This is a genomic window from Rhodococcus sp. WMMA185, assembly GCF_001767395.1.
GTDB lineage: Bacteria > Actinomycetota > Actinomycetes > Mycobacteriales > Mycobacteriaceae > Rhodococcus_F.
The window spans coordinates 4187416-4214016 of the sequence record NZ_CP017014.1 but is presented as its reverse complement, the minus strand read 5'-3'; the positions used below and the strand labels follow the sequence as shown (position 1 = coordinate 4214016).

The following is a 26601-nucleotide window of genomic DNA, read 5'->3' as shown; positions in this document are numbered from 1 at the left end:
CAGTTCACGATGCCTTCCCAACCGAAATTGGAAGGACGTCAACGAACTCGTGACCGAATTGCTCGACACTACGGCAGGACAATCGAGCGAGTGAGGCCGCTACTGGGCGACACCGTCGGCTTACTCAGTGTGGCAACAACTATCGTTTTCACCTCATGGTGACTGCTGCTCACTTGGCTCCCATCGGGAACCAGGAAGGAAGATCGTGACCCTCACAGTCGCCCTCACCCTCGGCGCAGTCATTGGAATTTTGCTCGGTCTGCTCGGCGGCGGTGGATCCATCCTGGCCGTCCCCGCTCTGGTCTACGGCCTCGGACTCGGCATCGAACAGGCGATACCGATGTCGCTGCTCGTGGTCGGCATCGCCTCAGCAGTCGGCACCCTCCCGAAACTGCGTGCTCGGCAGGTCGAATGGCGGCTGGTGGGAATCTTCGCCGCCGCAGGTATCCCCGCCACCTTCGCTGGGAGCGCGGTGAGCCGACTTCTGCCGCAGGCCGCAGTCATGATCGGCTTCGCCGCTGTGATGGTCGTCGCGGGTATCCGGATGCTGCTTGACCGCGACAGCATCGGAACTGCCTGCAAGACTGACGATTCAGGAATCAACTGGCGGCGGTGCGCGCCCCGCTCGATTCCGGCCGGATTCGCAGTGGGATTCCTGACCGGACTGTTCGGCGTTGGCGGCGGCTTCCTCATCATTCCCGCCCTGGTAGTGATGCTCGGTGTCCAGATACAGATCGCCGTCGGGACGTCGCTGGTAATAATCGTCGTGAACTCGGCCGCCGGACTGATCTCGCACCTGAGTGGCGCAAGCATCGACTGGGCGATCACCGTAGCCTTCGCCGGCACCGCCATCGTCGGGTCACTACTCACTGCCCACTTCGGCACCCGCATCGACGCCGACCGACTTCAACGCTGGTTCGCATATCTTGTCTTCGCTGTCGCAACGTACATATTGATCGACACAGTGTTCCTGCACTGACATCGAATTCCAGAGGGGGCTCGATCTCGTGGCCGCGAGCACCGAATCGGTCAAGGTTTCGCTCACCTGTCTTGACCTGTTTCCGTCAGGCGACTGGTACCGCTCCAACCTGTACTGACGGTCCAGCGCCCACGCCTTCGGGTTTGTCCGCGCTAGTGGACGCCGTATACCCGCCCATGCCCAGCTTCGGGATCACCGTTCTGCCGAGAAGGTAATAAACCCCTCCCGCGACGACCATGGCAGGAAGCGTCGCAGTGATGTGGTCGAAGGCTGCTTCCCCTGCAGAGAAGCTCAGGATCGAAAAGCCGCTCTGCCAGCCACCGAGGAACATCCACACGACCATCCCGACCAGTGTGCTCGCGAAGGCCAAGACGTTGAACCCTCGGCTGTACCAATACGGCCCGGACTTGTCGAAGCACGCCTTCACGTCGATTCGCTGTCTCCGGAGGAAGAAGTAGTCGACCAGCGCCACCGCCCAGTAGGGCGCTACAAGTAGGCCGATGAAGATGAGCAGGGTGTCGAAGATGCCCTGCAGTGATGAACCGAATACGAATATCATGGACGGAATGGTCACCAACAGGCACACTATTCTGTAGTTTGTGCGCGGGAAGGTGCTCAGAATTCCCATCGATCCCGAACCCAGAAGATGTGTTACCGACGTAATCGTTCCCAGGACGATAATGAGCAAGGAAACCAATCCTAGGTCCAGTTCATTGGCCCAAATCGCTGGATCGATCTCTCCGGTTGCCAGCGTCGCCATACCGCCAACGATGGCAAACAGAACTCCGGTGGCAAACAGTCCCAGATAAGTACCCCAAAAGCTTGACTTCTCGGATCTGGAGAATCTATTCCAGGATCCCAAGTAGGGGAACCAGGATATCGAAAATGCAAAGATGATTTCGAATGCAATCGCCCAATCGGAACTGCCGTCGCCAGGTTTGTTCACTACCGTCGACATGTGACCGTCGATGATCAACCTGACGATGATATATCCGACAAAGGCCACCAGTAGCGGCACTACCAACCGCGAAACCACGAACGCAGCCTTCTGACTGTACGAAACAATAAGCAGCGGAATGATTATTCCCGCTCCGATCGCGTACACGTAGTAGTCGCCCGCAAAACTGATTCCTTGACCGTTGGCCACGATCTGCGTGGCTGTGCCCGCGAGCGCGGCCAAAATTCCGACCCAGCCGAAATTGATACAGACGAGAACCATCGTTCCATATGCTGAGCCCCGGTGGCCGAAGGCCGGACGCAGCGACACGATCTCGTCGATTCCGTATCGCGCACTACGCTGAGAATTCCACGAACAGAAAGCGAATCCCAGCATGAATCCGGTGACGGTGATCACCAACAGATTTTGAAACCCGATCCCGCTGGCGTATGAAGACCCGGAGATGAAGTTGGTGAGTAGAACATTGCCTCCAGCCCACAGCCAGAATATCGACAAGAAGCCGGCATAGCGATTCGATTTCGTCAGCGGCGCCGACGTGGAAGATTCAGCGCTCACTACGACACTCCCTGCGCGATATGCCACAAGATCGCGAGTGAGATCGGGGCGATGGCCAACGCCAGCATCAGGATTTGGTCGGCTCTGGAAAGGTCTGTGGATGCACCGGGATCGACGTTGCGCCACTCATCGTGCTCAGTCATTGAACGTATCCCCCTTGAACTCGGCCGAGAGAGATTCGTAGGCTTCGTCGATCCTCTTGCTCGAGTAGGCCACCAGATCAGGTGCAGTTGCCTTCCAGGATGTATACGGCGAACCCGACATCTTCTTGATCAGTTCACGGGAATCGATGATTTCTATCCCGTACGTCCAATTCGCCATGTTCAGGATTGCCGACTTGTGCGCACCAGAATTGGTGGCCGCGCAACCGTCCTTTACCAGTATTACGTCGTAGTTGCGGGAGAAGGCGTCGACCACGGTAGTCAAAACGCAGCAGTCGGTAGTAAACCCGACCACGATCACCGTTTCGATTTTCTGGGTTCGCAGTATCAGATCCAATGAGGTTTCGTGGAACCCACTCCACCGGTACTTGTCGATGACGACGTCGCCGGGCTGCGGCTGGAGTTGGTCGATCACCTCGAGATTCTCGGTATCGGATCGGTAGAAAATGGGTTTCCCCGAGTCATCGAGGACGTCATGATTGACCAGGCCTGCACCGTCTGCACGGCTCACGTGCCGGGTGTAGACGACCGGGACCGACAACGATCGACAGGCCTCGATAAGAGATTCGGCAGAATCCACGGCATCCTGCATGTGCTCGATGCCGTACTTACTTTCCTTCTGCATATCAATAACAAGGAGTGCTGTATTGCTTTTGTTTACCATTGATTTACCTTCACTCGCCAACGAGCCAGAGCGTACCGCGCATTCACGACATGCGCTCGGCGAGAACGGATCGGGTCGACCGAGCTTGGCCCCGCCCAAGTGCCCGACTTCAACCATACGGATTTTTTCTGTTTTGTCCGGTCAGCAAGCATTAACTTCTAAGGTGCATTTCTGCTGGATAGGGGTGTTGCTGCATTTCATCCAAGAGCGAATTCCGGCTAGTTTGCCATCTGAGACGCGGCGTCGAGGCGTTTGATCCGAGCCTCCGAACACGCCTGGTGTACATCTTGTACGTCCCTTTCGCGTTTCTTGGGCAACTCGCGGTCAGTCGGCGATGCCCAGAGCAACTGTCGGGCGTAGTGTCTATCAACCATGGAGAACTCCCCGTTTGGCCGGATCATCACCGCGATGGTGACTCCGATGCACGACGATGGCTCGATCGACTACGACGGGCTGCAACGGCTCGCAGTACACCTCGCCGACCATGGGCACGACGGGCTTCTGGTCAACGGCACCACGGGAGAATCCCCGACGACCACCGACGAGGAGGACTACTCCTCGGTGCAGGCTGTAGTCGAGGCGGTGGGCGACCGCGTCGCGGTCATGGCCGGTTGCGGCACCAACGACACCGAACACTCCACAAGGGCGGCGCGGGAGATGGTCGCCCGCGGAGCGGACGCGTTATTGGTTGTCACCCCGTACTACAACAAGCCACCGCAGGACTGCATCCTCGAGCACTTCCGCATTGTCGCCGAAGCCGGCGGCCAGACGCCGGTCATGCTGTACGACATCCCCGGCCGCACCGGAACCGCTCTGACCACCGATACGATTCGACGCGCCTCGGAAATCGAGCAGGTCAAGGCCGTCAAGGACGCCAAAGGCGATCTGTTCGAGGCAAGCCGGCTGATCGCCGAGACCGATCTGCTCTGGTACTCGGGGGACGACGTCGTCAACCTCGCCCACCTCGCGCAGGGCGCCACCGGCATCGTGTCGGTGGTCGGGCACGTCGCAGGCGACCTCTACGCCGAAATGGTGTCCTGTATCGATCGGGGCGACCTCGCGCGTGCACGAGAAATTCACACCCAACTGATCCCTGCGGTCGACGCAATCATGCACACCTCGCAGGGCGCGATCCAGGTGAAGGCGGCCCTCAAGATGCTCGGCCTCATCGATTCCGACCGGCTCCGCATGCCGCTACGGCAGGGGCCTGCCGAACACATCGAGCGCCTGCGCGCGGGACTCGCCGCGTCAGGTCTGCTGTGACGGGGGACGACTCGTTGGCCGCATTCGCCGATGACGATGAACTGTGGCAAGACTATTCGGACGCGGTCGTGGACATTGCGCTACCGACCGGCGCCGTTCGCGTCGTCCCTACAGACGGCGGTGCATGCGGAATCATGCCCGTAGCCGGCCCGCTGCACATCATCGCGTCCTGCCGGCCCGGTGAACCTCCCGGGACCGAACGCGAACGTGAAGACCATGTGCGGCTTACCGAGGATCTGCACGGCCGCGGCCTCGAGACGTTCGAAGCGATCGGGGGTTCGCGGGACGGCACCTACCGCGAACTCAGTGTTGCGGTATCTGGATTGGCCGACGATGAGGCCCGCGAGATCGGCCTTGAATTCGAGCAGGTTGCGATCTTCGCCTGGACGGACGCGGAGTGGAAGCTGCTGGCATGTGCCAGTGACCGATCCACCGTCCAGGGATGGGTCCTGGAACCGTCACCGATCCCGCCGGAGTGCTGACCGCAACGAAGTGCCGGAACGCAGAGGATCTACTCCATGAAGCGGGCAAGGAATTCGATCAGCAGACGCTCCGCCACGGGCTCCGGTAGGGCCTCGATCAGCGCCAGAACCTCAGACATCGGGCCGGCCAGTCCGCCGCCGGGTTCCATCCCGACCATGGCTAGGACTGCTGCGCAGTTCTCACTGGTCAGGTCGTCCATCCGAATCTGACCGGCTGCGGCGACGAAGTCCGCTGGTGCCTGCGCCCCCGGCATACCGCGCGCGGAGTCCGCCGCCACGGCCAGTGCGTCGCACAGCTCCACGCTGACCTTCTCGGTGACCGGCGTGACGGTCAGATGCGTGGTGCGTGGCAGTGTCGTGCCGTCCGACTGCGTCCGGCCCGGCTGGGGCTGTAGCGTCCAGCCCAGATCCTTCGCGGCGTCCGCCCAGCGATGCGGATCTACCTGGCGCTCCGGGGCAACCTCGGGATCGGCGGCCACGGCGAGCAGCGGACCAATCGGATCACCCACAACTCTAAGCCCCTCGATGCTGTAGATGGCCTTGTGTACCTGTTCGGTGGCCCGCGCGATCTGCTGGGTCAGTTCCGCGAATCCACTGCGCCCCAACGTCTGCGAGACCGTCCACCCCGCGGCGAGCGGCATCACGGAACGGGACCCGAGAATGGTGGGGTTGACCACCGCGTAGCCGGGCCAGGCGCTGGTGGCGAACCACTGTCGGCGGTGCCGGTCTCGGTCGCGGTAGAGCAGCACCGACACCCCCTTCGGGGCGTAGCCGTACTTGTGCAGGTCCACCGAGATGCTCTCGACCCCCGGCACCCGCAAGTCCCACGCCGGTCGCTCCTCGGCACCCGGCCACCACGGCAACACCCAGGCTCCGATACAACCATCAACATGCACCGGGACGCCCCGGCCTGCACATGTTTCCGCAATCTCAGCGACGGGGTCCACCGCTCCGTGCGGGTAGGACGGCGTCGACACCACCACCAACGCCACTGCCCCGTCCAGACTCGCGGCCACATCCTCGGCGCGCAGCCGGCAGGTGTCCGGATCCACGGGTAGCACCCGCAAGTTCAGATCAAGATAGTGCGCGGCTTTGATGAATGCAGCGTGCGCGGTGGAACCGATCAGCAGTGTCGGCCGGTCAGACCTGCCGGTCGCGGCCCGCCAGGTGTCGCGGGCCGACTTGACCGCAAGCATGCAGCTTTCGGTGCCACCGCTGGTCACGCTGCCGACCACATCGGGCACACCGTCCGCCAGCACGTCACGGGCCAACGCCACGAGATCGCGTTCCATCGCGGCGACGGAAGGGAACGTAGTGGGGTCGAGCCCGTTGAGCGCCTGTGTCTTTCGTGCGGCCTCAGCCGCAACCTCTTGCAGCTCGGCGATATCCGGGTCATATACATACGACAGCAGTCGCCCGCCCTCGGTCGGCGCGTCCGCCTCGCGCATTTCATCGAGTCGGGCGAGCACCTCTGCGGGAGTGCGTTCAAAGATCATCGGGCGCTCCTGATCCGTTCTTCGGCTGACAGTCTGTACCCGCGTAGCGCAACCATGCTCGCAGCCACGAGAACCGCTGGCACAGCTGCAAATGCGATGACGATTCCGGTGATCGCTCCGTCGGATTGGATGACGGTTTCCCCACCGGTGGAGGAGACGAATCCGGTGACCGCGAGGATGGCGAGCACCACCGCAGGTCCTAGTGCCAAGCCCACGGTCTCCGCGGCGGTCCACACCCCACTGAAAGCACCCGCGCGAACCGATCCGGCGGTGTTGGTCTCGTGTTCGCTGATCACGTCCGGGAGCATCGACATCGGCAGCATCTGCATACCGGCGTAGCCGATACCGGCGAGTGCCACGACCGCATACACCCACGGCCCGGGGGTGGCGAGCAGTCCGAGCATCGCAACGGCGGCGGCCAGAAACAATCCGGACGCCAGGAAGTATGCGCCGCGCTTGCCCCACGCGTGCACCAGCCGCATCCACAGCGGCATCACCGCCAGCGCCGGTGCGACGAGCGCGGCGAACAAGACGGACACCGAACCCTCGGAGTCGAGCAAGTAGGTGGCCACGTATTGGGCGGCGCCCAGCATGCATCCAGTAGCCAGTGCTTGTAACACGAAGGCGCCGAGCAGGAATCGGAACGGACTACTCGAGCGCACCGCTGCCAAGCTGTCGGCGAGACCGTGGCCCGACGAGGCACCTTCCGGGATTGGATCGCGGGTGAGGACGATGTTGCGGCCGCGTGGTGCGATCCGCCAGGCGGCCAGCATGCCGAGCCCGAGAGTGAGCCCCGCGACGACGCCCATCAACAAGTATCCGGGCCTGTCGCCGCCCCCGAGTTCGCGCAACGCCGGACCGCCCGCGCCGAACAGCAGGATCGCAACGGCGAGCAGCGCGACCCGCCAGGACATCAGCCGAGACCGTTCGTGATAGTCGTCGGTGAGCTCGGCGGGCAACGCGATGTACGGAACCTGGAACAGGCTGAACGCGATCGCGGCGAGTACGAACGCCACCGTCACCCACAGGCACCCGAGGAGCGCGTCGGCGCCGGCGGGCACCGCGAATGTGAGCGCGAAGAACACCGGCAGGGCGAGCGCACCGAGAAGCAGGAACCGTCGGCGCGTTCCTGTACGAGCCGCGTCGGCATCGCTGCGGGAGCCGATATACGGGTTGATCAGCACGTCGAGCGCCTTCGGAGCGAAGACCACCACCGACGCGACCGCGGCAGCGACCCCAAGCGTGTCAGTGAGGTAGTAGGCCAGCACCAGACCGGGCAGGGTCGCGAACCCTCCCGTACCCACCGACCCGAGCGAATAGCCGGCGACCGTCGATCTACTCAGACGTGGGGGAGCCATGGTCATCGGGTCAACATATGCCATCGGTTTCAGTCTCGAGCGGGTTCTGCGCATCCGGAACTGGAGATGCGCCCTACCGAAGCGCTGCCACCTCTGTTTCAACAGTGCGCTACAGTTCAGCGCAAGGTAGCCCCGCGCCCGGTGGCGTCGTCCATCGGATCGTCGAGTGCGTGGGGTTCGACGATGATCGCCGAAACGGCAAGTCGCACACTCCGGGTCCTGATTCCCGGCTCCGTTCTTGATGATCGCTCACTAGCCCCGCCTTCCCGAGGTGATGTTGTCGAAGTGGCGGTGCATTTCATCCCTACTGGTTCCGAGGCATCGTCCATCGAACAATCCATGCAAGCCACCGCACGGCCGATCTTCGGGCGGATGCCCGGCGTTCACACGGACGGTAGCTTGCGCTGGCTGATCTCTTTGTTCGGAGACGGCTGGTCGGCCGATTGGTGGTCCGACTGCCCTATCACGGGAGCGGTCGAGGTCACAGGAAGGTTCGTCGCCACCCTCGGACCGGGACGGTTGGACGATGATCCTGTACCCGTACGAGGCAGGGTACGACGGGTTCGGGTGGTCGAGCAAAGAATCGAACGCACGGACAACAGTGTTAGTGCCATCGAAGGTACTGAGCGATTCATCGAGTTCGAGTCCACCCCGCAGCGCTTTTGGTCGACCCTGGAACCACTTTGGGACGACGAAAGCTTCAGCCCAACTGGGGTATTGGTCGACCTCGACCTCGACGACGTTCCAGCCCTCGATTCTCAGTTCGTTCCGGGGGCGCTATCCGCTGAAGGCACGGACGTCTGGGTGATGGATCGGTCGAATCCCACTCTTCTGCATCTTGATAGCCGCTCGTCCCCACCGAGGATCACCGAGTACCTGCTGCCGCTGACAATCGAGCCATCGGGAAGTACGCGACGCGACATCCATGCCGATCGGAGCGGATGTTGGATCACCTCGCCCTACGACGTGTTCCGATGCGACCGCGCCGACGACGGAACGTTGACCGTCGAACGCGTGAGCACCGAAGGCGGCGCAGGCGTCGTCGACAACGGACGCCTGTTCATCCTCCGCATGCCCCGGCCGGTGATGCGGATTGATCGACGGCGTGGTCTCGTGCGCGTCGAGCCAGACGCACACCCTGTGCGAATGCTCGATCAGAACCGACGGCTCATACCGGTCGACGACCCGGAAGCTGCGGCTGCATTGCGAGCGAGACGTTTTCGGGTCAGCCAGGCGCGCGCCGACGACACGGGATGGAGATGTGCTGACGGACAAGTCACCATACGAACACCGGACGGCAAGCGCACGACGGTCGACCTCGATAGGCGCACGTGCGGCACCGTTTCCTGGGTTCAGCCGGACCCCTTCGCCGATCCGGCGAACGCGGATGTCGTAGAAAGGATCTTGCTGCCGGTCCCGCGGTCCATCACCGAGTGAGCGCATAGCCCGCTGGTCAGTTCAGGCGCTGGCCACCTCAGTCGGCTCGGCGGAGTCGTTGATCGACCGGATCACCTGCACGAGCCGCACTGCCTGATCGTCGCCGAACACCTCGGTGGGCCCGTGCGGGGCGCTGTTGGTGAACGGCGACTCGAACAGCAGCTTCGGGTCCATCTCCCCGTGGCGGGTCAGGTGCGAGATGATGAGGTTCACGAAGTCGATCTGGCTGGCGGTTGCGGTCTTGCCGTTCAGGAATTCCGCGAAGGCCTCGGTTGCCGCCTGCTTGTCCAGACCGACGAGCGATCGAATGAACCGCCCCAGTCCCTTCGCGTTCTCTACCGCACGCTCGAGATCCTCGGGATCACCGGCACCGCTGCGAGCGAGAAGTTCTTCCAACGAAACGAGATCCGCAGGAGTGAGCGCCTTTCCGTTTCGTAGTTTCTGCAGTGCGAGGTTGTCGGGCTGGCGCCGCAGATAGTCCCGCACCTTCGCGGTGAAGCGCTCGACGTCCGTGCCGGATCGCAACTCCGGCATGTCGACCTCGACGACGTCGCCGAGGGTGTCCTGAAAGTCGGTGTAGACAATCGTGCGCTTCTTCTTCTCGAGCAGTCCGACGATGGAGCGAAGTTCGCGGCGTGCATGCTCGAGCATCGGCAGTGTCACGTCCTGCCACCACTCGTCTCCGGCCACCTCGCGAAGCAGCGGCTCTTTTTCCTTCACCTTCGGGATGTTCAACCCCTCGTCGAGCAACCCGTCGGCGATCTGCTGGATCGACGTCCGATACTTCGGGAGGGTGTCGTCGTGGTAGTGGACCGCCAGCTGGCTACCCAGGATCATCAGGTCGAAGCGCTTGGCCATCTCGTCTGTGTCGCGCACCGTCGTCGGCAGCCCCGCCAGGTTCTCGACGATCTCGGCAAGCTTGCGCTCCGACAGTGACTCCCACTCGGTCCGATCGGAATACCTCTCGACCTGCCTCCGCTTCGCGCGGACGATGACGTTGTCGAGACGCATCCCCTGCACCTGCTTGTGCAACATGTCGGCGGTGGTCGATCGAAGTTCGGCATCGGTATCGTTCTTACCCAGCGCCGCAACCAATTCTGCTCGCCTCGTGAAGAGTCGCTGCGACAGCGATGCTGTCACCGCTCCTTCCGAGGCGTCCGGATACTCCTTGAAGAATGCGAAGTTCCCACAGACGTCGAAGATGAAGAAGTCGGTCTTGTCCTGACCGGGCCCGTACAGGTCTGGGCACAGACGGGTTCCGCGTCCGACCATCTGCCAGAACTTCGCCTTGGCACGCACTGGTTTGAAGAAGACGAGGTTGACCACCTCGGGGACATCGATACCGGTGTCGAGCATGTCGACGGAGATCGCGATCTGGGGGTCCTTCTCCGCCTGCGAGAACTGGTCTATCAGATCCTGACTCTGTTCGACGGCGTGTGTGATCACCCGCGCGAACGATCCTTTGAACTGCGGATAGTTTGCGTCGAAGCGCTGCGCGATGAAGTCGGCGTGGCGCTGGTTCTTCGCGAAGATGATCGTTTTGCCGAGACGGTCGCCGCCCTCGACCCGGTGCCCACGGGTCATGAGGACCTCGAGGACCTTGTCAACGGTATCGGTATTGAACAGCCACTTGTTGACGACTTCGGCGTCGACGCCGTCCGGGATTACGTCTTCTTCAGTGTCGTCACCCCACTCGATACCCTCCCACTGCTGCTTCTCCTCGTCGCTCAGGTCGTCGTAGGTGATCCCGCGCTGAGGAAAGGCCAGCGGAACCGTCACCGCTCGCGGTGGAACAAGATACTTGTCCTCGATAGCCTGTTCCAGACTGTAATCGTCTGTGGGAATTCCGGTTTCGAGGTTGAAGAGAGAGTACGTATTGCGATCGATCTCATCCTTGGGGGTTGCGGTGAGACCGAGAAGCAACGAATCGAAATACGAGAAGATGTGTCGATACTTCTGGTACACCGAGCGGTGCGCCTCGTCGATCACCACGAGGTCGAAGTAGCCGGGGCCGAACTTCCTTTCCCCGCCGTCGACTTCGTTGATCAGACCCATCATCGTCGGGTAGGTGCAGACGTAGACGCGGCCGTCGGTGTTCTTCTCCGTGAGCAGGTTCACCGGTGACGAGTCGGGCAGGTGGGTCTTGAACGCGTTCACGGCCTGCTTGACGAGCGCCTTGCGGTCAGCGAGGAAGAGCACCCGCTTGACCCAGTTGGCCCGCATCAGCAAATCGACGAGGGCGACGACGGTTCGTGTCTTACCGGAGCCGGTCGCCATCACCAGCAGCGCCGCGCGCTGATTGTCAGCCTCGAAATACTCGGTGACGCGACGGATCGCGCGCTCCTGGTAGGGCCGGCCGGCGATCTTGTTGGGCACCTCGAGTGATCCCAGCGGCTTGCGGGAGGCACGACGCTGGACCACGAGTGCCAGCTCGTCACGGGTGTGAAAGCCCTCTATCGGCCGGGGCGGGTAATGAGTGTCGTCCCAGAAGTAGTGCTCGAACCCGTTGGTGTAGTAGATGATCGGTCGTTGTCCGGTCGACCTCTCGAGGCAGTCGGCATACAGCTTGGCCTGCTGCTGGCCTACCTGGGGATCCTTTGACGTGCGCTTGGCCTCGACCACCGCGAGCGGGAGGCCGTCGTCACCCCACAGCACATAGTCGACGAACCCGTTCTTGCCGTCCGGCATGCCCTCCACCGGGTATTCGCGGTCGCGGGGCTGATCAAGCGGCCAACCGGACTCCTGAAGCAGCAGGTCGATGAGGTCGCGGCGGGTCTGCGCCTCGTCGTAATCGTGGGTATCGGGTGTCGCCGCGCTGGCGGCGTGCGCCGCAGCGATCTGCGCCTGCAACTGTTCAACCAGCTGTTCGAGGGACGCCTTCTCGAGGTCGCTGGTCTGCTTCTCAGCATCACGCGCCGCCAACTGCGCTGCCAGATCACGCTTCTCGGCTTCGGATTGCTCCAGGAGTGCGTCCTTGGCCGCCATGTCTGACTCGAGCTTCTTGAGCTGCGCAACAGTCTTGGCAACCGCGGCACCGCCGCCGGGCTTGGGTAGCAGTCCCGGATCGAACTGCTGCTGCGGCGAAGGCCGACTCGACGGCTGGCTCGCATAGGTGCGGGCGAGCCAGGACAGGATGTGAAACAGCTCAGTCAGGACCTTGCGCCCAGCGTCGGGCGGGACCGGGCGCGCCTCGTGGACGGCGGTGTTACCGAGCTTGCGGATGAGATTCATCTTCGCCTGCAGCCCGTGCCCAATGATCGAGACGAACGCCGGGTCGTGCAGGCGGGCGGCAAGGTCACTCTTGTAGGGCTCCCGCAGCGATTCCACCTGGTACAGCCACTTAACTATCAGTTCGACAGTGCGCCGAGTGTAGAAACAGGTGGTGCGGGCATCGAAGAGCGCGTCCCGCTCCGCCTTACGCGCCTCCGCGTGCAGCATCGGCCACTCTGCCTGCAGAAAGTCAAAGTTCCCCGCCATCAATGCCCATCCTTCTCTTGCAATGGTCGTCCGGTGATCTTCGCACAGGGTTCCGACTGACCGGGTAGTGCTGATCGTGGCAACGGCCGAGCTACCAGACGCGTCCCCTGATTTGGCACCCGCAGCCCCTCTCCGCGTCGTCCCGGTCGCTGGCGCGACGTGACGCCGCTTCGCCGGGAGCGTTCGGTAAATTCCGGTGGCATACTGCCGAGATGAGCGATTTCACTTTCTCGGCGTCGATTGTCGTCGACAGCTCGCCCGAGGTTCTCTACGACATGGTCTCGGACGTGACTCGGACGGGCGAGTGGAGTCCGATCTGCAAGGTGTGCTGGTGGGACGAGGGCGGCGGTCCCGTTGTGGGCGCCTGGTTCACCGGGCGGAACGAACTGCCGGAAAGGACCTGGGAGACGCGTTCGGAGGTGGTGGTCGCCGACCGCGGACGAGAGTTCACTTTCGTCGTCGGCGGTTCCTTCGTCCGGTGGGCTTACACCTTCACCCCTTGCGACGGTGGCACCGAACTCACCGAGTCCTGGGAGTTCCTGCCCGCCGGACTTGCCATGTTCCAGGAAAAGTTCGGAGCCGATGCCCAAAAACAGATCGACGATCGCACCGCCGCCGCACACAGCAGCATTCCGGCAACCCTCGCCGCGATCAAGAAGGCTGCCGAGTCCAACTAACCCGGCCGCGACCGGGCAAGATAGCCGACGATCACCGTGAGCAACTCCCGATCCGCACCACGACGGGACTCGGCGTGCGCCTGGGACGACGACCCCGTGGTCGCGTCGTGGGAGGGTCTGCCGCGGCTGGAACAGACGGTCACCGCGGATGCGTGCGTCGTCGGGCTCGGCGGCTCGGGGTTGGCGGCCGTCGTCGAACTGGCGGGCCGCGGACTCCGGGTCGTCGGGCTCGACGGCGGCAGGGTCGCGGCCGGTGCTGCGGGCCGCAACGGCGGGTTTCTGCTGGGTGGGCCATCAGCGTTCCTGCACTCGGCCGTCGAGGCGTGGGGTGCGCCAGCGGTCGAGCTGTATCGGGCCACGCTCGCAGAACTCGACCATCTCGCCGCGGTCTTGGGACCCGACGTGATCGCCCGAACTGGCTCGATCCGGCTCGCCGGACTTCCAGGTGCTCCCCGTGACGCCGCCGAAGCCCGCGACCGGGCCGTCGAGGAGGCCGACTGTGCGGCGCTCGCAGCGGCGCTGCGGGACAACGGAATCCGTGTCGAGCACTATGAGGGTGAACTCGGGACCGGGGTGTACCTGCCCGACGATGCGGCGATGAATCCATCCCGTCGCGCACTGAAACTGGCGGCGCTGCTGCGACATTCGGCCGAGCTGTACGAGCACTCGAACGTCAGGCTCATCGACAACGGAAGGGTTGTCACCGATCACGGCGCGGTGCATGCACCCGTGATCATCGTGGCGGTGGACGGCCGGCTCGAGCAGGTGCTCCCGGAATTACGAGGACGCGTCCGGACGGCACGGCTGCAGATGCTCTGTACTGCCGAAGGCCTCCCCCGGCGCCTGCCGTGCCCGGTGTACGGCCGGTGGGGCTACGACTACGCACAGCAAACCGCCGATGGGCGCCTGTTCGTCGGCGGTGGGCGGGACCTGTTCGCCGATGCCGAGTGGACCACCGACACCTCGCCGACCACGGCGGTGCAGCACTACATCGAGTACGTCGCCGAACGCATAGCCGGCCGTCCCGTCGACGTCGTCCAGCGGTGGGCGGCGTCTGTCGGCTACACGGACGACGGTCGTCCACTGTGCGCGGAAACCCGCCCTGGAGTCATCGCCGTGGGCGGGTACAACGGCACAGGCAACCTGGTCGGCGCCGTCGCGGCCCGCGCGGCCGTGGCATTGGCCCTCGATCGCACGCCGCCGCCCGCGTACTTGGCGGGGTAACTCGGGCGGGTCTGTCGACGAAGTCGGGCCGTCAGGACGCCTCGATCGCCGCCCCGTCATCCGTCAGGATTCCCCTTTCAACACATCGAGCTCATGCTCCGCGAACCAGCGGATGAGGTACTGCTCGTACGACCCCTTCCCCTTGCTCGTGAGCCACTCAGCCAGGGCCGAATCGTCCCATCGAACGGCAACCAAGAAGGTGGCGAAGCAGGAACAGGATGTCGCGGAACGGGAACCGGATCGACAGGCCCGCACCGACTCCGAGAACGTCGCCCTCGACGCCTTTGCGTCGGAACTGGATGAATAGAGTGACGATATCGATCGCCGCGAGAGAGAACTGCCGCCTAAGGAGCAGGCGACGGCATCTAGCTCGTCGGCGTCGCCATCAATCCGGGGGCATACCGAAACAGTGGGACATCCAAAGTGCTACCGGCAGCGGTCCCGAGGCACCAGCGGAGACTTCAACGAGATCCTCGCCAACAGCAACGAGAGCGGCACGAGGTCGTCACCATGCAGCCAGCAACGTCACGTTCACCAGCAAGCGGTGCGGGACATGGACGCTGGTGTGCCACTCTGCCTCCGGTGCGTTACCGCGTCAGAGTGGAGGTACCTTGCCTCAAATACTCAGCTCGAGTCAACACTGCCCGAACAGCGCATATACCGAGTCCCCCGGTGGCCGGGGCCTCCATAGATCTGAATGATTCCGCGGTCGATCAACTTGTTGAGTGCGTATTTGACCTGATGCGCCTTGAGCCCTGTCGCATCAACCAGTTCCCGGACAGACCTGGGCTGGTCGAGCGCACCCCAGACCGGTGGGACGTTGGACGCCAACTTTGCAAGTTCCGCATTTCCCGGCACACCAGAGGGTGTCGGGGTGTCGTCCCCTGCATCAAGAATCTCTACCGTTGGTACGGTCCGTTCGATTCCTTCGGCAAGTTTCGGCGCAAGATGGTAGGTGGTGCTGCCTCGATCACCACTGGCAACGGCGAGCTCTGCGGTGACCAAGCCCTGCAACACGGCTCGGGCATCGGTCGAATCGATCGGTGCAAACTCCTGTCGCACAAATGAATTCGTCCATTCCTGTCCGTGACGCATCGAGGCGAGAATCTGACGCTGCATATCCGATAACGCCGCATCTCCGACAACATCGGTCAGCCAGGACAGGTCGTCAGGGGACAGCAGCGCATGGCGCGGAACAACTGCGGTGAATCTCACACCGGTGTCATGGAACTCAGGAGGGCGCATCCCTGCTTGGCGCAGGGCCGATCGCACTTCCCGGATTCCGCCACCCTCACCTTCGACAACACGGCTACCCGTCTTCGTCCGCGTCAGTTTGCAAATCTCATACAAGAATTCGTTTACTGCGGATTTCCCGGTCGGCTTGCCGAGTTGATCACGGCTCAAGCCCCACAGCCCGCCCGGATTCGCGATGACCAGCTTATCGTCTCGTAGACGAATTTCCACACGCTTGCTCTGTGTATGCGGGCCAAGGTCTCTATGTACCAGCGCGTTTGCGATCAACTCTCGGACGGCGACCATAGGAATTTCACTCTGGTCGACGCCGTGACCATCGGCACCGTACCGGATCACACTTCGAGTGTTCCGGCGCACCCATTCCATTGCTTGATCCAACATGTCCGGAATCGGACCGTCGAGGTGAACCAGGTCACGTGTTCGCCCCTCAGTCCGATCAGGTAGTTCGACCCCAGCAGTGATGGACAACGACGGCGCGAACTGCTGTGGGTACTGTCCGAGCGCATACAACCCCGCGATCGTAAGATTGTGCCCTTCAGGCGAGGTAACCCCCTTCCACCGGAGAATCTGTTCATCCGTGGCATCGGCAAGCCGCCTGGACGAGGATCTCGCTTCTGAAAGAAACACCGCTACAAGCCGTGCATCGAGATCCTCAGCGGAAGACCCTGCTACCGATTCCGCGTCGTAGCGAGGCTTGTCGCGGAGTGCGATAAGTTGTGCCACTTCCTGATCTGACATCCGATAATCGCCGTCGGCCTGTCTCAGATACGCGGAATCTCCCCTGACCACACGACATGGCCGGTCGGATGTCGGGAGCCCAGCCACACCGGCAACGACGACATCTCGTCCGTCGACTACCGCATGCTCGAACTTCACGTGAACGGGAGGTGTGACCCTGTTCCTAGCTTGCGACGCAACACTTCCCTCGATCTCGGCCACGGATGCCACGCCGACGACTTCGAAGTCTCGCGCTTCATCGACGCCCAGAAGGATGGTGCCGCCTTCTGGCATGTTGCCGAAGGCGCAGAGCGTTTCGGCCAACCCAGGACATCCACCAGTCGCACGCTTGACTTCGACCTCAGTGCGATCCCCGCCGCGCAGTCGCAGGTCCGCCAGCACATCCTGAAGTCGCTCCGCGGTCCACAACATGTCCACAGGATAGCCCACCTATGTACTCATTTTCTCTATTTGTGTCCATTTGATGATATCCGCAGATCAATCACCATATTCTCCACCTGAGTACGGAGTAGATCTGATTCAGATTCACTCTTGTTCACAGTCAGCTGCACAATGAAATACACACTCCTACACACTCCAGCAACGTCCATATCGAGCCACCGCTAGGTTATAGCCACTGGTCGCCCCGGTAGGGCATCGATTCCTACAGCACCAACTGCCACAGGTTCGTGGTTATTCGAAATAGTCTTCATCGACTTCGACGAGGGTGAACGTTTGACGGACCTGTACTGCGACGCCGTATTTGATCATCAGCGCTGCCAGTCGTTCTCCGTCGATGAGGATTACCCTGGTCCCGATGGTGTCGGAATAGGCCCGCGCTTCAGCAGTAAACCGACTGGTGGTGATGAAGACGCCCCGAGCGGCACCGACTCCGTGCAGCGCTCCGACGAATGCTTGGATCTCTGGCCTACCCACAGCATTGTCTTGCGCATAGCGCTTTGCCTGTACATAGATCCGGTCAAGCCCCAGAGGGTCCTGGTCGATCACGCCATCGACGCCACCGTCTCCCGACCCGGCGATCCGGGCAGCCTTCCCCTCGGTGCCGCCGTACCCCATGGCGACGAGTACGTCCAGGACGGACTGCTCGAGGAAATCGGGGTGCTGTTCGCGCAGGCGCTCGAGCAGGTCTGCGGCGACCTCGGAGTGGAGACGTTTGACGCCGGTCTCGATCTGCTCGAGCGGATCCGCTTCCTCTTCGGGCTCAGTGCTAGTTGCCGACGTGTCGGCTGATGCCCGCGCTGGTGGAACATAGTCCCGGTACGCGGGAACGGCTTTGAGTGTTTTCTCGGTTATCCCGGTGGGGTGAGCTGCGAGCAATTCGCGGCCCGCGTCGGCTATGACGAATGTCGCCCGCGCCGGCTTCTCAACCAGCTTGGCGCGGTACAGGCCACTGAGCGCCCAACCGATCCTGTTGTCAGAACGACTCTGCCCGGAAGGCAACACCTCCGCCCGTTGGTCCGCGGAGAGTCCGACGTGATCAGCGACGGCTGCATGGAGATCTCGCTTGCGCCATGTCCTCCCATCGCTGAGTACCTTGAGCGCAGGGGTCAGGAAGCCCGACCACACCGGCATCGCAGAGACGGGTTCCGCTGCGGTCACAACTCTCCTCGGAAGGCGCGGGACTGGAGCGACGCGAAGAGGGCGTCGAGTGCACTGAGCGCTTGGCGATGCCCCTTCCTCAAGCCTTCGATACCAGCAATCCGACCCGCGAACTGCGTTTGATGCTCTGAGGGAGGAATTGGGAGTTTGATCGACCCCAGTGATCCCTGATTGATCTTGTACGTACCGTTGGTAGTTCGTGCAGCAGATTCAAGTTGCATCCTGACGGCTCGAGTGTTCCACAGTGCCTGTATGTAGGCCCTACTACACGAGGTCGCGTCGACGCGCGCCGCAATTATGGTGTCTGGAAATGTCGTGTCAGGCAAACTTCTCGGGGCGAAATAGCCCTTTCCAACGAGGTTGAGGTTGCCGTTGCCTCGACAGATCAGCAGGTCTCGTTCGTCGACTGATTGTTCAGGTGGGGGCGTTGTCTTGAACGTCGCCACCTTAACCGCTGTGCTGTCGAACTCAGTACCCGTGACCGCAGAGAGCGTCAGCACGTTGGCATGCACAGTTCCACGGCTTGAGGGGGAAAGCCCATTCCGGAAGTTTCCCATGCACAGCTCGTCCATTGTTTGGACGGGCCAGCCGCGTGGGTTTGTGGATGGTTCGCCGAACATTTCGACGAAGATCGACTGGGTAAGCTCGTCGAGGCGGGCGAGGGCTTCGCGGCGCTTGGCGCGGAGGGCGTCGGCGTGGTCGAGGATCGCGGCGATCCGGCGCTGTTCGGCGAGTGGTGGAAGCAGAATAGGCATCGCCGCACAGCGCTTCAGGTCCAGATTTGAGATGTTCGTTGTCTGACGCGAGAAGCTGCGCGCAGTGGCCTGCGTGCGGTCGGATGAGAAGAACCGATAGAGAAACCTAGGATCAACTTTGTCCTCGTTTGGCCGCAAGACCGTGACGAAGCCTCCAAACGTGGACCGTCTCTCCAACTCAGGAACCCATGAGCACTTTCCCACGAGGTTCCAGCTGTTCGCCGACGAAACTAGCAGATCACCCTTCTTGAGGTACTGCTCGACTCGCTTTACGTGAACTGTATCGATGGCCCAGACGTCTGAAAGGTCAAGGTGCTCCTGCACGTTCTTCGTTCGCATGCACGAAACGGAGCCGACGGTGTCAGGTGGCACCACGTCTGCGGGTTTGAACGTCACGCCACGGATGAAGGCTGCTACCTCACCCAGGGCTGTCGTAGGCCACTTGCTCACGCCGCACCCCCCGCCAGCATCTCCCGCAGTTGCGCCATGCCGTCGCCGATCTCCTTCTCGATCCGCTCGAGCTCGTCCAGAATCGCCTCAGGCGTCCGGTGCTCGATTTCCTCGTGGACGATCTCCTTGTACCGGTTCAGCGACAGGTCATAACCCTGCGCTGCGATGTCCTCCTTCGGCACGCAGAAACTCTGCTCCGTACGCGCCCGCTCCCGCTCCGAGCTATCCCGTACGGCCCAGCGCCGCAACACGTCCGGCAGGTTGTTCTTCTGGTGCTCGGCCTCGTCGAGCACCGCCGTCACACCGAGCTTGTCCTCGTCGAGCAGGGCGTTGCGCTTGTCGTCGAGCGAATACCCGTCGGCCTGCACGTCGTAGAACCAGACGTTGTCGGTGCCGCCGGAGTCGGTCTTGGTGAAGAACAGGATCGCCGTCGAGACGCCTGCGTAAGGCTTGAACACCCCCGACGGCAGCTTCACCACCGCGTCGAGCTTCTGATCCTCGACCAGGATCTTGCGAAGAGTCTTGTGCGCCTTCGAGCTTCCGAACAGCACGCCGTCCGGCACGATCACCGCCGCCCGTCCACCGGGCTTGAGCAGCCGCAGAAACAGCGCCAGGAACAGCAGCTCGGTCTTCTTGGTCTTGATGATCTGCTGGAGGTCCTTCGCGGTGTTCTCGTAGTCCAGCGATCCCGCGAACGGTGGATTCGCCAGGATCAGCGAGTATGCGCCCGCATCGCCGGTGTTGGCCTCCGCCAACGAGTCCCGGTACCGCACGTCGGGCTGTTCCACGCCGTGCAGCAACAGGTTCATCGAGCCGATCCGCAGCATCGTGTTGTCGAAGTCGAAGCCGTGGAACATCTCGTGGTGATAGTGGCGCTTGCCGTCCCCCGAGCCGATCGCGTCGGCGTGGTTGGCGCGCATGTACTCGGTGGCCGCCACCAGGAAGCCGCACGTGCCCGACGCCGGGTCGACGATCGTGTCGCCGGGCTTGGGCGCGGTCATCTCCACCATCAACTGGATGATGTGCCGCGGGGTGCGGAATTGGCCGTTCTGGCCGGCGCTGGCGATCTTCGCGAGCAGGTACTCGTAGATGTCGCCCTTGGTGTCGAGATCACCCATCGGCACCTGGTCGAGGCGGTCGATCACGCGCTGCAGCATGCCCGCGTTGGGGATGGTCAGGCGCGCGTCCTTCATGAAGTGCGCGTAGGTGGAGTCGTCACCGCGCATCGACTTGATGAACGGGAACACCCGCTGGCCCACCACGTCGAAGGCCTCTTCGGCGGACATGTTCTTGATCCGCGACCAACGCAGCTCGTCGTAGGGACGGCCCTCCTCGTCGTTGCCGTCCGGGAAGGGCTTGTTCTCGACCGTCACGCCCAGCAGGTTCTGCTGGTTCAGCGCCTTGGTCTGCTCGTCGTCGAGGCGGCGGATGAACAGCAGGTAAGTGATCTGCTCCATCACCTCGAGCGGATTGGAGATGCCGCCGGTCCAGAACGCATCCCACACCGCGTCGACTTTGCTCTTGATCTCACCAGTGATCACGTGACCAGGCTCCTATCCAGCGTCAACAAGCGAACAGATGACTGTATACGTCAGCACCGACACCTGCACGATCGCCTCAGCCACGCCTGACTCCCGATTGCCTGTATGTTCTCACCGTTAGCGACATCTAGAGCGCATGCTGACCTGCGGTTTCGCTCCGCTGCTCAAAGCGATGTCCCGCAATTTGCGTCAGGCACCGATACATTTCCTAGGTACGGCCCCTCGACGTCTTTCAGCTAAGGCCTCGCTATGCGCATGTGTGTAGCCGGGCTGCTGCCTCCGGCAAAAGACAGCCCACTCGACCTACAGATCGATCCGGGCCGCGTGGACTTCCACCGTGGCATCTTCCTGCCGAGCGACGCCGCTGCAGCCATCTCCCAAGCACGGACCGTGCAGTGTTGACGTTCGCCTCTATCCCCGCGCATTTCTGCCGCGCATAGTGAGGGCGGTAGGGCAGATCATCCGCAACTACACGGCGTGGTCCCAACATCGCTATCAATCGTTCGGATGTAGCTCACGCCGAGTCGCCGAAGGGAGTCATGAAATGCCGAGGATTGATACCCATCATCATTTCGTCGCGCCGTTCTATCGCAGCTCCTTGCACGAGGCCGGAGTTGAGGACGCCATCGGCGCTGCGCTGCCCGAGTGGAGCGTGGACTCGGCGCTGGAAACCATGGCCGCACTCGACATCGCCACCGCCATCTTGTCGGTCTCCACACCAGCAGCAACGTTCCTCACGGACCCCGCTGCCGCGGCGGCGCTCGCGCGGGAGCTCAACGATTTCGCCGCAGATCTAGCGGTCAGTCGGCCCGACCGGTTCGGTTTCTTTGCCACCATCCCTACCCCGCATCTCGAGGAATCGGTCCGCGAAGTGATCCGGTCACTCGACGAGTTGTCTGCCGACGGCGTTGTTCTGCTCGCCAACGCGATGGGGACCTATCTCGGCGCCGAAGGACATGACGCTCTGTTCGCCGCTCTGGACGAGAGGTCTGCCGTCGTGTTCGTGCACCCCACCGACCTTCCCGGCCCCAGGGTGCCCGGCATCGCGCCGTACGTCGCCGATGTCCTTCTCGACACCACCCGCGCCGCATACCTTCTGGTGTGCAACGGAATCCGAAGCCGCTATCCGCACATTCGGTTCATCCTCAGTCACGCCGGGGGCTTTGTGCCCTACGCCGCGCATCGCCTGGTCGGCTCGATGGTCGGCGAAGCCGGCCGTGACCCACAGCAATGCTTTGACGAGCTCTCGGGTTTCTACTTCGACACCGCAGTGTCCTCAACCGCATCCGCTCTGCCCAGCCTGCTTGCGTTCGCCAAACCCGGCCACGTCACCTTCGGCTCGGATTGGCCATTCGCGTCACTGCCGGCCGCCCAGTACTTCGCGCAGGGCCTGGAGTCCTACCCGGGCCTGGATCAGGACGGGAGGGACGCGATCGACCGCACCAACGCGCTGGCGCTGTTTCCCCGACTTCGATCAACACCGGCACGCCGCCCCGCGTCTGACGCAGCCCTGGGATGATCGCCCGCCGACCCGCCTGGAGTTGCACACAAGGGTCGTCACAGCGGCGGGTGCTGCCCGGTGACCTCGTCCAGCACCTCCCGCAGGTGAAGGAGGATCCACAGGTGCCCTGCCCCGGCCACGAAGTTTGCTTGACAGGACGGGATCGCCTGGCTCAAGTATTTTCCCATTGCAGGTGGAACGCTTCGATCCAGCTCGCACGACCACAGCAGGACCTCGCTGCGGATCTGCTCTAACGGAAAGCCCCACGGACGACCGTGATTCGCGGCCATGTCATCGACCATCCCCGCCGCGCCACCCCGCACCGCTTCGGCGAAGTCTTTGACCAGCATCCTGTGAATCTCGGGTCGATCGAGGATGGCTTGGTCGACATCGTGAATCTTGTATTTCATGGTGTCGAGGTATCGCCGCGGATTGCGTCGGATGACCGCCGCCAGGAATCGCGTGTTCGCGCTGGACAGCCACGGCAGATACCAGGCCAGTTTCATGAAGAACCGGTTGGTGCTGCTGATTCCGTCGAAGACTCCAGCAGCGTCGGTCGGTGCGGGAGATGCGACGATACCCACCGTCGTCAGGCGCTGCGGCATCTTCCAGGCGCACGCCAGCGCACCGGGACCGCCACCGGAGATACCGACGATCGCAAACCTGGGGACCTCCAGTGAATCCGCGAGCGCCGCAACGTCATCCGCCCAGTCGAGCAGCGTGCGCCCGGGTTTGGGATCCGAGCCGCCGTAGCCCGGACGATCTGGCGCGATGATTCGCGCAGCACCAGGAAGCGAGTTGTCGGGCAGCATGCCCCAGCTAAGACGCGAGCCCGGAAGTCCGTGGAAGACGAAGACGGGAACACCTGTAGCGTCTCCATATTCGGCATAAGCCAATCGCCGCTGATCCGACAGGCGAACCGCAGAATCGATTCGCGGTGCGATCACGGCGACTGTCCTTCGCTGAACGTCAAATGGTCACCGCCTGCCCGTAACGCAGGTTCGTGCAGTCCACACCAATCGCTCTGCGGATCAACCGCTTTCACGCCCTCATGCTCGATCGGGAACGCGTTATCCAGATAGTACGTGATCTTCATAGTTGCACCGGGTTCGGACGGTTTTATCGAATTGTACTGTCATAGAAATGCGGTGGGCAATGGCACCGAGACCCGTATGTGATCCCCCTGGGCCGGGATCGATAATCGCGTCGGCTCGGCGGGCATGCCGTAAACTCTCACTCACCAGCTGCATTCGCCAGGCCAGCCGAGATCCCTAAGAGCCTCTGTCAACACCGCCACCGCCGAGACCGATCTCGAAAGGTATCCTCCATGACGGGGACGAATCTTCGCAGGGCACAGCTCGATATCTGGCGAGCCAAGTGGGCAAACACCGACGGAATCCGCGCGCGGCAGCAACACCGACTGGCTGATCTATTGTCGTTCGCGAGACGTGAGTCGGGCTTTTACCGGCGCCACTATGCCCGGCTTCCCGATACGCTCAGACATCTCAGCGAGCTTCCCGCGGTGACCAAGCCGATGCTGATGGAGAACTTCGATGACGTGGTCACCGACCCCACGATCACGAAGTCCGGGGTCGACGCGTTCCTGGCCGACCAGGCCAACATCGGCCGGCGCTATTTGGGGCGCTATCCGGTGTGGACGACCTCAGGGACTACCGGTGAGCCCGGCGTGTTCGTCCAGGACGACTTTTCGCTCATGCTGGTGCACACCGTCCCGGACCGCTGGACCAACCCCGCCCTGCTCAACTTCAAGATGATGCGACGGCTGATCCGAAACAACCGCAAGTTCGCCGAAATAGCCGTCGCTGGAGGTCACTTCGCCGGCGCATCCGGTATCGCATTGTTTCGCCGCGAATCCCGCCTCGGCGCAAGCCGCATCCGGTTCTTCTCGGCCACCCGGCCCATCGATGAGCTCGTTGCGGATCTCAACGACTACCAACCGGCGGTCATCATCGGATACTCGACAGTGTTGGTGGAGTTAGCTCGCGCCCAACAGGACGGCCGCCTGGCCATCAGCCCAGCAATGATTCAGCCCTCTGCCGAGCCGATTTCCAACGCCGCCAAACAGGAACTACGCGAAACCTTTCGGTGCGTGGTCCGAGAGACCTACAGCGCCACCGAAGCCCTTACGTTGGCCACCGAATGCAGCCGCCGCAGCCTGCACGCCAACACCGACTGGTTCATCCTTGAACCGGTCGACGACACGTATCACGCAGTCGAGCCCGGCCAGCCCTCCGCCACGGTCCTGCTAACCCACCTAGGCAATCGGGTGCAGCCACTGATCCGATACGATCTCGGCGACAGCATCATCATGCACCGCGACAAGTGTTTGTGCGGCAGCGCGTTTCCGGTCATCGAGGTCCAAGGCCGCCAGGGCGAGGTCTTGTTCTTTCAGTCCGCGACCGGACAGCAGACAGCGATCTTCCCACTGGCGTTAATCGGCGTCGTGGAAGCGGTTCCCGACGTGGCGCGCAGCCAAATAGTGCGCACCGGCCCCTCGACTCTCGAAGTCCGCTTCGAGGCGAAGCCCGGCCGGGACAAGGCTGCCGTGTGGAACCACATCGCCCAGTCGCTGGGCCGATTCCTCGAGTCCCACAGCCTCAGTGACGTGCGGGTTGAACAAGGCACAGCACCGCTGCAACGCCACCCGCGCAGCGGCAAATTCCGCCACGTATGGACCGCAGGCTCATGAGCGACCACCACATTGTGGTCGATGACTACCCACGATTGGTCCGTGGATGGACCGCCGTCCTGACCGAGCCTCGACGCTCGACAGGCGGTCCAGATCAGGACAAACGTTTTCGAACAGGCTCTCACTGAGGTCGGGCCGGCGGCGGGTCGCTCGTGCGAGCATTGGAATTGAAACGTCCCGTGAGACAAACGTATCCGTGGCAGCCGTTAGACAGAGACACACCCCGCCACTTTGACGGATCCCCGGCTAGTCGCCGACGCCCGTCAAAGTAGTTGTGCGGCCCGGGGGTTGGAGCTGGGGTTGTTGTGGGGCGGTCTCAGCCGTACCGCTCGACGAGCGCGTTGCCAATCGAGGCCAGGTGGTCTCGCACACCCGGAGGGCCGGTCACCTCGAGCCATTCGACCATCCAGGCAAGCTCGCCGGCGATCGCGTACTCGTCGCGGCCGCGGATCACGACCTCGATGCGGCCGTCGGTCGTGGAACCTCCAACCTCGAGCCGACCGCCGAGCGCCATCCGGAGCAGACCTATCCGGTGGGGCTCGCATACCGCCTGGATCTCGAGGGGCGTTCGCTTGCGGTCGACCTCGTCGGCGATCTCGCGCCAGCTCTCCGCAAGGTCGAAGTCCTCAGGTCGGCGGACGGGATCGTCGGTCGGGTCGGCGTACGACACGCGGTCGATCCGGAAGGTTCGCTGGCCGGCCTCGGTGTTGGAGACGAGATACCACGACGGACCTTTGGCCACGATGCCCAGCGGGTGGACGGTTCTCTCGGTTTCGACGCCTTTGCTGTCCACGTAGCCGAGCCGCACCTGGACGCCGCGGATCACCGCGTCTTGGAGTTCGTCGAGGAAGCGAGGCTGTGGTCGTGGCTCGATCGGGCTTGATCCCCATCGCCCCGGGTCCGTGACCAACGACGACGCCGCTGCCTCTGCCTGAACCCGGAAGGGCTCCGGCAGCGCATGGACGAGCTTGCGCAGAGCTGTTTTCACGGCCGGCGTCGCAGCCGAGGCCGGGCCGGCAACCAGGAACAAAGCGCGGGCCTCACTCGCGGTCAACCCGGACAGGTCGGTGCGGGCGCCCCCCACGAGGCGCCAGCCGCCGCCTCGGCCCTGCGTGGAGTACAAGGGCACCCCGGCCCTGGCCAGGGCGTCGAGGTCGCGGCGGGCAGTGCGCTCGGAGACCTCGAGCTCTCGGGCGACTTCTGGCGCTGTCACCTGCCCGCGTCGTTGCAGCAAGAGGAGGACGGCCACTAGTCGGTCTGTGCTCACCCTCACAACTTTTTCACAGAAACCGGTCATGAGGTGACCGGTTTAGGTCAGCAAG

At 62.7% G+C, this 26601-nt stretch carries 21 protein-coding genes; 9 read left to right on the top strand and 12 right to left on the bottom strand.

Annotated features, from left to right (window positions below; all coding sequences use genetic code 11):
- Positions 1-205 precede the first annotated feature (205 nt).
- Positions 206-979: a sulfite exporter TauE/SafE family protein gene (locus BFN03_RS18990; protein ID WP_070380314.1), complete on the top strand. Its 774-nt coding sequence runs from the start codon at positions 206-208 to the stop codon at positions 977-979.
- An 85-nt stretch (positions 980-1064) separates the two neighbouring features.
- On the opposite strand, the gene BFN03_RS18985 is transcribed toward BFN03_RS18990, so the two are convergent.
- The 3 genes from BFN03_RS18985 to BFN03_RS18980 are packed head-to-tail and all read right to left on the bottom strand — an operon-like array spanning position 1065 to position 3317.
- Entirely contained in the window at positions 1065-2492 is a 1428-nt protein-coding gene (locus tag BFN03_RS18985) for a purine-cytosine permease family protein (protein WP_070380313.1), read from the bottom strand.
- The gene (locus tag BFN03_RS20705) at positions 2492-2635 is read right to left on the bottom strand and encodes a hypothetical protein (protein WP_198163312.1); all 144 of its coding nucleotides are present in this window, start codon (positions 2633-2635) and stop codon (positions 2492-2494) included. The genes BFN03_RS18985 and BFN03_RS20705 overlap by 1 nt, the downstream gene beginning before the upstream one ends.
- Positions 2628-3317, bottom strand: a complete 690-nt coding sequence (locus tag BFN03_RS18980; protein ID WP_070380312.1) for a cysteine hydrolase family protein — start codon at positions 3315-3317, stop codon at positions 2628-2630. Before BFN03_RS18980 ends, BFN03_RS20705 begins: the two co-directional genes overlap by 8 nt.
- A gap of 372 nt (positions 3318-3689) precedes the next feature.
- Here BFN03_RS18980 and dapA point away from each other — a divergent pair, with 372 nt between their 5' ends.
- Positions 3690-4580, top strand: coding sequence for a 4-hydroxy-tetrahydrodipicolinate synthase (dapA, locus tag BFN03_RS18975; RefSeq protein WP_070380311.1), 891 nt, complete (start codon positions 3690-3692; stop codon positions 4578-4580).
- Positions 4577-5062, top strand: a complete 486-nt coding sequence (locus tag BFN03_RS18970) for a DUF3293 domain-containing protein (protein WP_070380310.1) — start codon at positions 4577-4579, stop codon at positions 5060-5062. Before dapA ends, BFN03_RS18970 begins: the two co-directional genes overlap by 4 nt.
- 29 nt (positions 5063-5091) lie before the next feature.
- On the opposite strand, the gene BFN03_RS18965 is transcribed toward BFN03_RS18970, so the two are convergent.
- Together BFN03_RS18965 and BFN03_RS18960 are read right to left on the bottom strand one after the other, a co-directional pair.
- Positions 5092-6558, bottom strand: a complete 1467-nt coding sequence (locus BFN03_RS18965) for a pyridoxal phosphate-dependent decarboxylase family protein (protein ID WP_070380309.1) — start codon at positions 6556-6558, stop codon at positions 5092-5094.
- A complete protein-coding gene (locus BFN03_RS18960; RefSeq protein WP_232320362.1) occupies positions 6555-7940 on the bottom strand; it encodes an MFS transporter in 1386 nt (461 codons plus the stop codon). Before BFN03_RS18960 ends, BFN03_RS18965 begins: the two co-directional genes overlap by 4 nt.
- 315 nt (positions 7941-8255) lie before the next feature.
- Here BFN03_RS18960 and BFN03_RS18955 point away from each other — a divergent pair, with 315 nt between their 5' ends.
- Complete coding sequence (locus BFN03_RS18955) at positions 8256-9353, top strand: hypothetical protein (protein WP_198163308.1); 1098 nt, start codon at positions 8256-8258, stop codon at positions 9351-9353.
- Positions 9354-9374: 21 nt separating this feature from the next.
- Here BFN03_RS18955 and BFN03_RS18950 read toward each other — a convergent pair whose 3' ends face one another.
- Entirely contained in the window at positions 9375-12830 is a 3456-nt protein-coding gene (locus tag BFN03_RS18950) for a DEAD/DEAH box helicase family protein (protein WP_070380307.1), read from the bottom strand.
- A 212-nt stretch (positions 12831-13042) separates the two neighbouring features.
- On the opposite strand from BFN03_RS18950, the gene BFN03_RS18945 reads away from it, so the two are divergent.
- The 3 genes from BFN03_RS18945 to BFN03_RS20700 all read left to right on the top strand — a co-directional run bounded on the left by BFN03_RS18945 (position 13043) and on the right by BFN03_RS20700 (position 15038).
- Positions 13043-13507, top strand: a complete 465-nt coding sequence (locus tag BFN03_RS18945; protein ID WP_070380306.1) for an SRPBCC family protein — start codon at positions 13043-13045, stop codon at positions 13505-13507.
- Positions 13508-13543: 36 nt separating this feature from the next.
- Positions 13544-14731, top strand: a complete 1188-nt coding sequence (locus BFN03_RS18940) for an NAD(P)/FAD-dependent oxidoreductase (protein WP_070380305.1) — start codon at positions 13544-13546, stop codon at positions 14729-14731.
- 148 nt (positions 14732-14879) lie between these two features.
- Entirely contained in the window at positions 14880-15038 is a 159-nt protein-coding gene (locus BFN03_RS20700; protein WP_198163306.1) for a hypothetical protein, read from the top strand.
- Positions 15039-15355: 317 nt separating this feature from the next.
- On the opposite strand, the gene BFN03_RS18935 is transcribed toward BFN03_RS20700, so the two are convergent.
- The 4 genes from BFN03_RS18935 to BFN03_RS18920 all read right to left on the bottom strand — a co-directional run bounded on the left by BFN03_RS18935 (position 15356) and on the right by BFN03_RS18920 (position 21068).
- Entirely contained in the window at positions 15356-17134 is a 1779-nt protein-coding gene (locus BFN03_RS18935) for an ATP-binding protein (protein ID WP_070381088.1), read from the bottom strand.
- 261 nt (positions 17135-17395) lie between these two features.
- Positions 17396-18322, bottom strand: a complete 927-nt coding sequence (locus tag BFN03_RS18930; RefSeq protein ID WP_332309176.1) for a restriction endonuclease — start codon at positions 18320-18322, stop codon at positions 17396-17398.
- Positions 18319-19527 carry a restriction endonuclease subunit S gene (locus BFN03_RS18925; RefSeq protein WP_084385696.1) on the bottom strand — a complete coding sequence of 403 codons (1209 nt, stop codon included), beginning with the start codon at positions 19525-19527 and terminating at the stop codon, positions 18319-18321. Before BFN03_RS18925 ends, BFN03_RS18930 begins: the two co-directional genes overlap by 4 nt.
- Positions 19524-21068 carry a type I restriction-modification system subunit M gene (locus BFN03_RS18920; RefSeq protein WP_070380303.1) on the bottom strand — a complete coding sequence of 515 codons (1545 nt, stop codon included), beginning with the start codon at positions 21066-21068 and terminating at the stop codon, positions 19524-19526. The genes BFN03_RS18925 and BFN03_RS18920 overlap by 4 nt, the downstream gene beginning before the upstream one ends.
- Positions 21069-21612: 544 nt before the next feature.
- Here BFN03_RS18920 and BFN03_RS18915 point away from each other — a divergent pair.
- The gene (locus BFN03_RS18915) at positions 21613-22587 is read left to right on the top strand and encodes an amidohydrolase family protein (RefSeq protein WP_070380302.1); all 975 of its coding nucleotides are present in this window, start codon (positions 21613-21615) and stop codon (positions 22585-22587) included.
- 38 nt (positions 22588-22625) lie between these two features.
- On the opposite strand, the gene BFN03_RS18910 is transcribed toward BFN03_RS18915, so the two are convergent.
- On the bottom strand, positions 22626-23516 hold the full coding sequence (locus BFN03_RS18910; protein WP_070380301.1) for an alpha/beta fold hydrolase: 891 nt from the start codon (positions 23514-23516) through the stop codon (positions 22626-22628).
- 380 nt (positions 23517-23896) lie between these two features.
- Here BFN03_RS18910 and BFN03_RS18905 point away from each other — a divergent pair, with 380 nt between their 5' ends.
- On the top strand, positions 23897-25279 hold the full coding sequence (locus BFN03_RS18905; protein WP_070380300.1) for a phenylacetate--CoA ligase family protein: 1383 nt from the start codon (positions 23897-23899) through the stop codon (positions 25277-25279).
- 316 nt (positions 25280-25595) lie between these two features.
- Here BFN03_RS18905 and BFN03_RS18900 read toward each other — a convergent pair whose 3' ends face one another.
- Positions 25596-26546 (bottom strand): helix-turn-helix transcriptional regulator, encoded by a 951-nt coding sequence (locus BFN03_RS18900; protein ID WP_070381086.1) that lies wholly within the window; start codon positions 26544-26546, stop codon positions 25596-25598.
- Between the last annotated feature and the right edge of the window lie 55 nt (positions 26547-26601).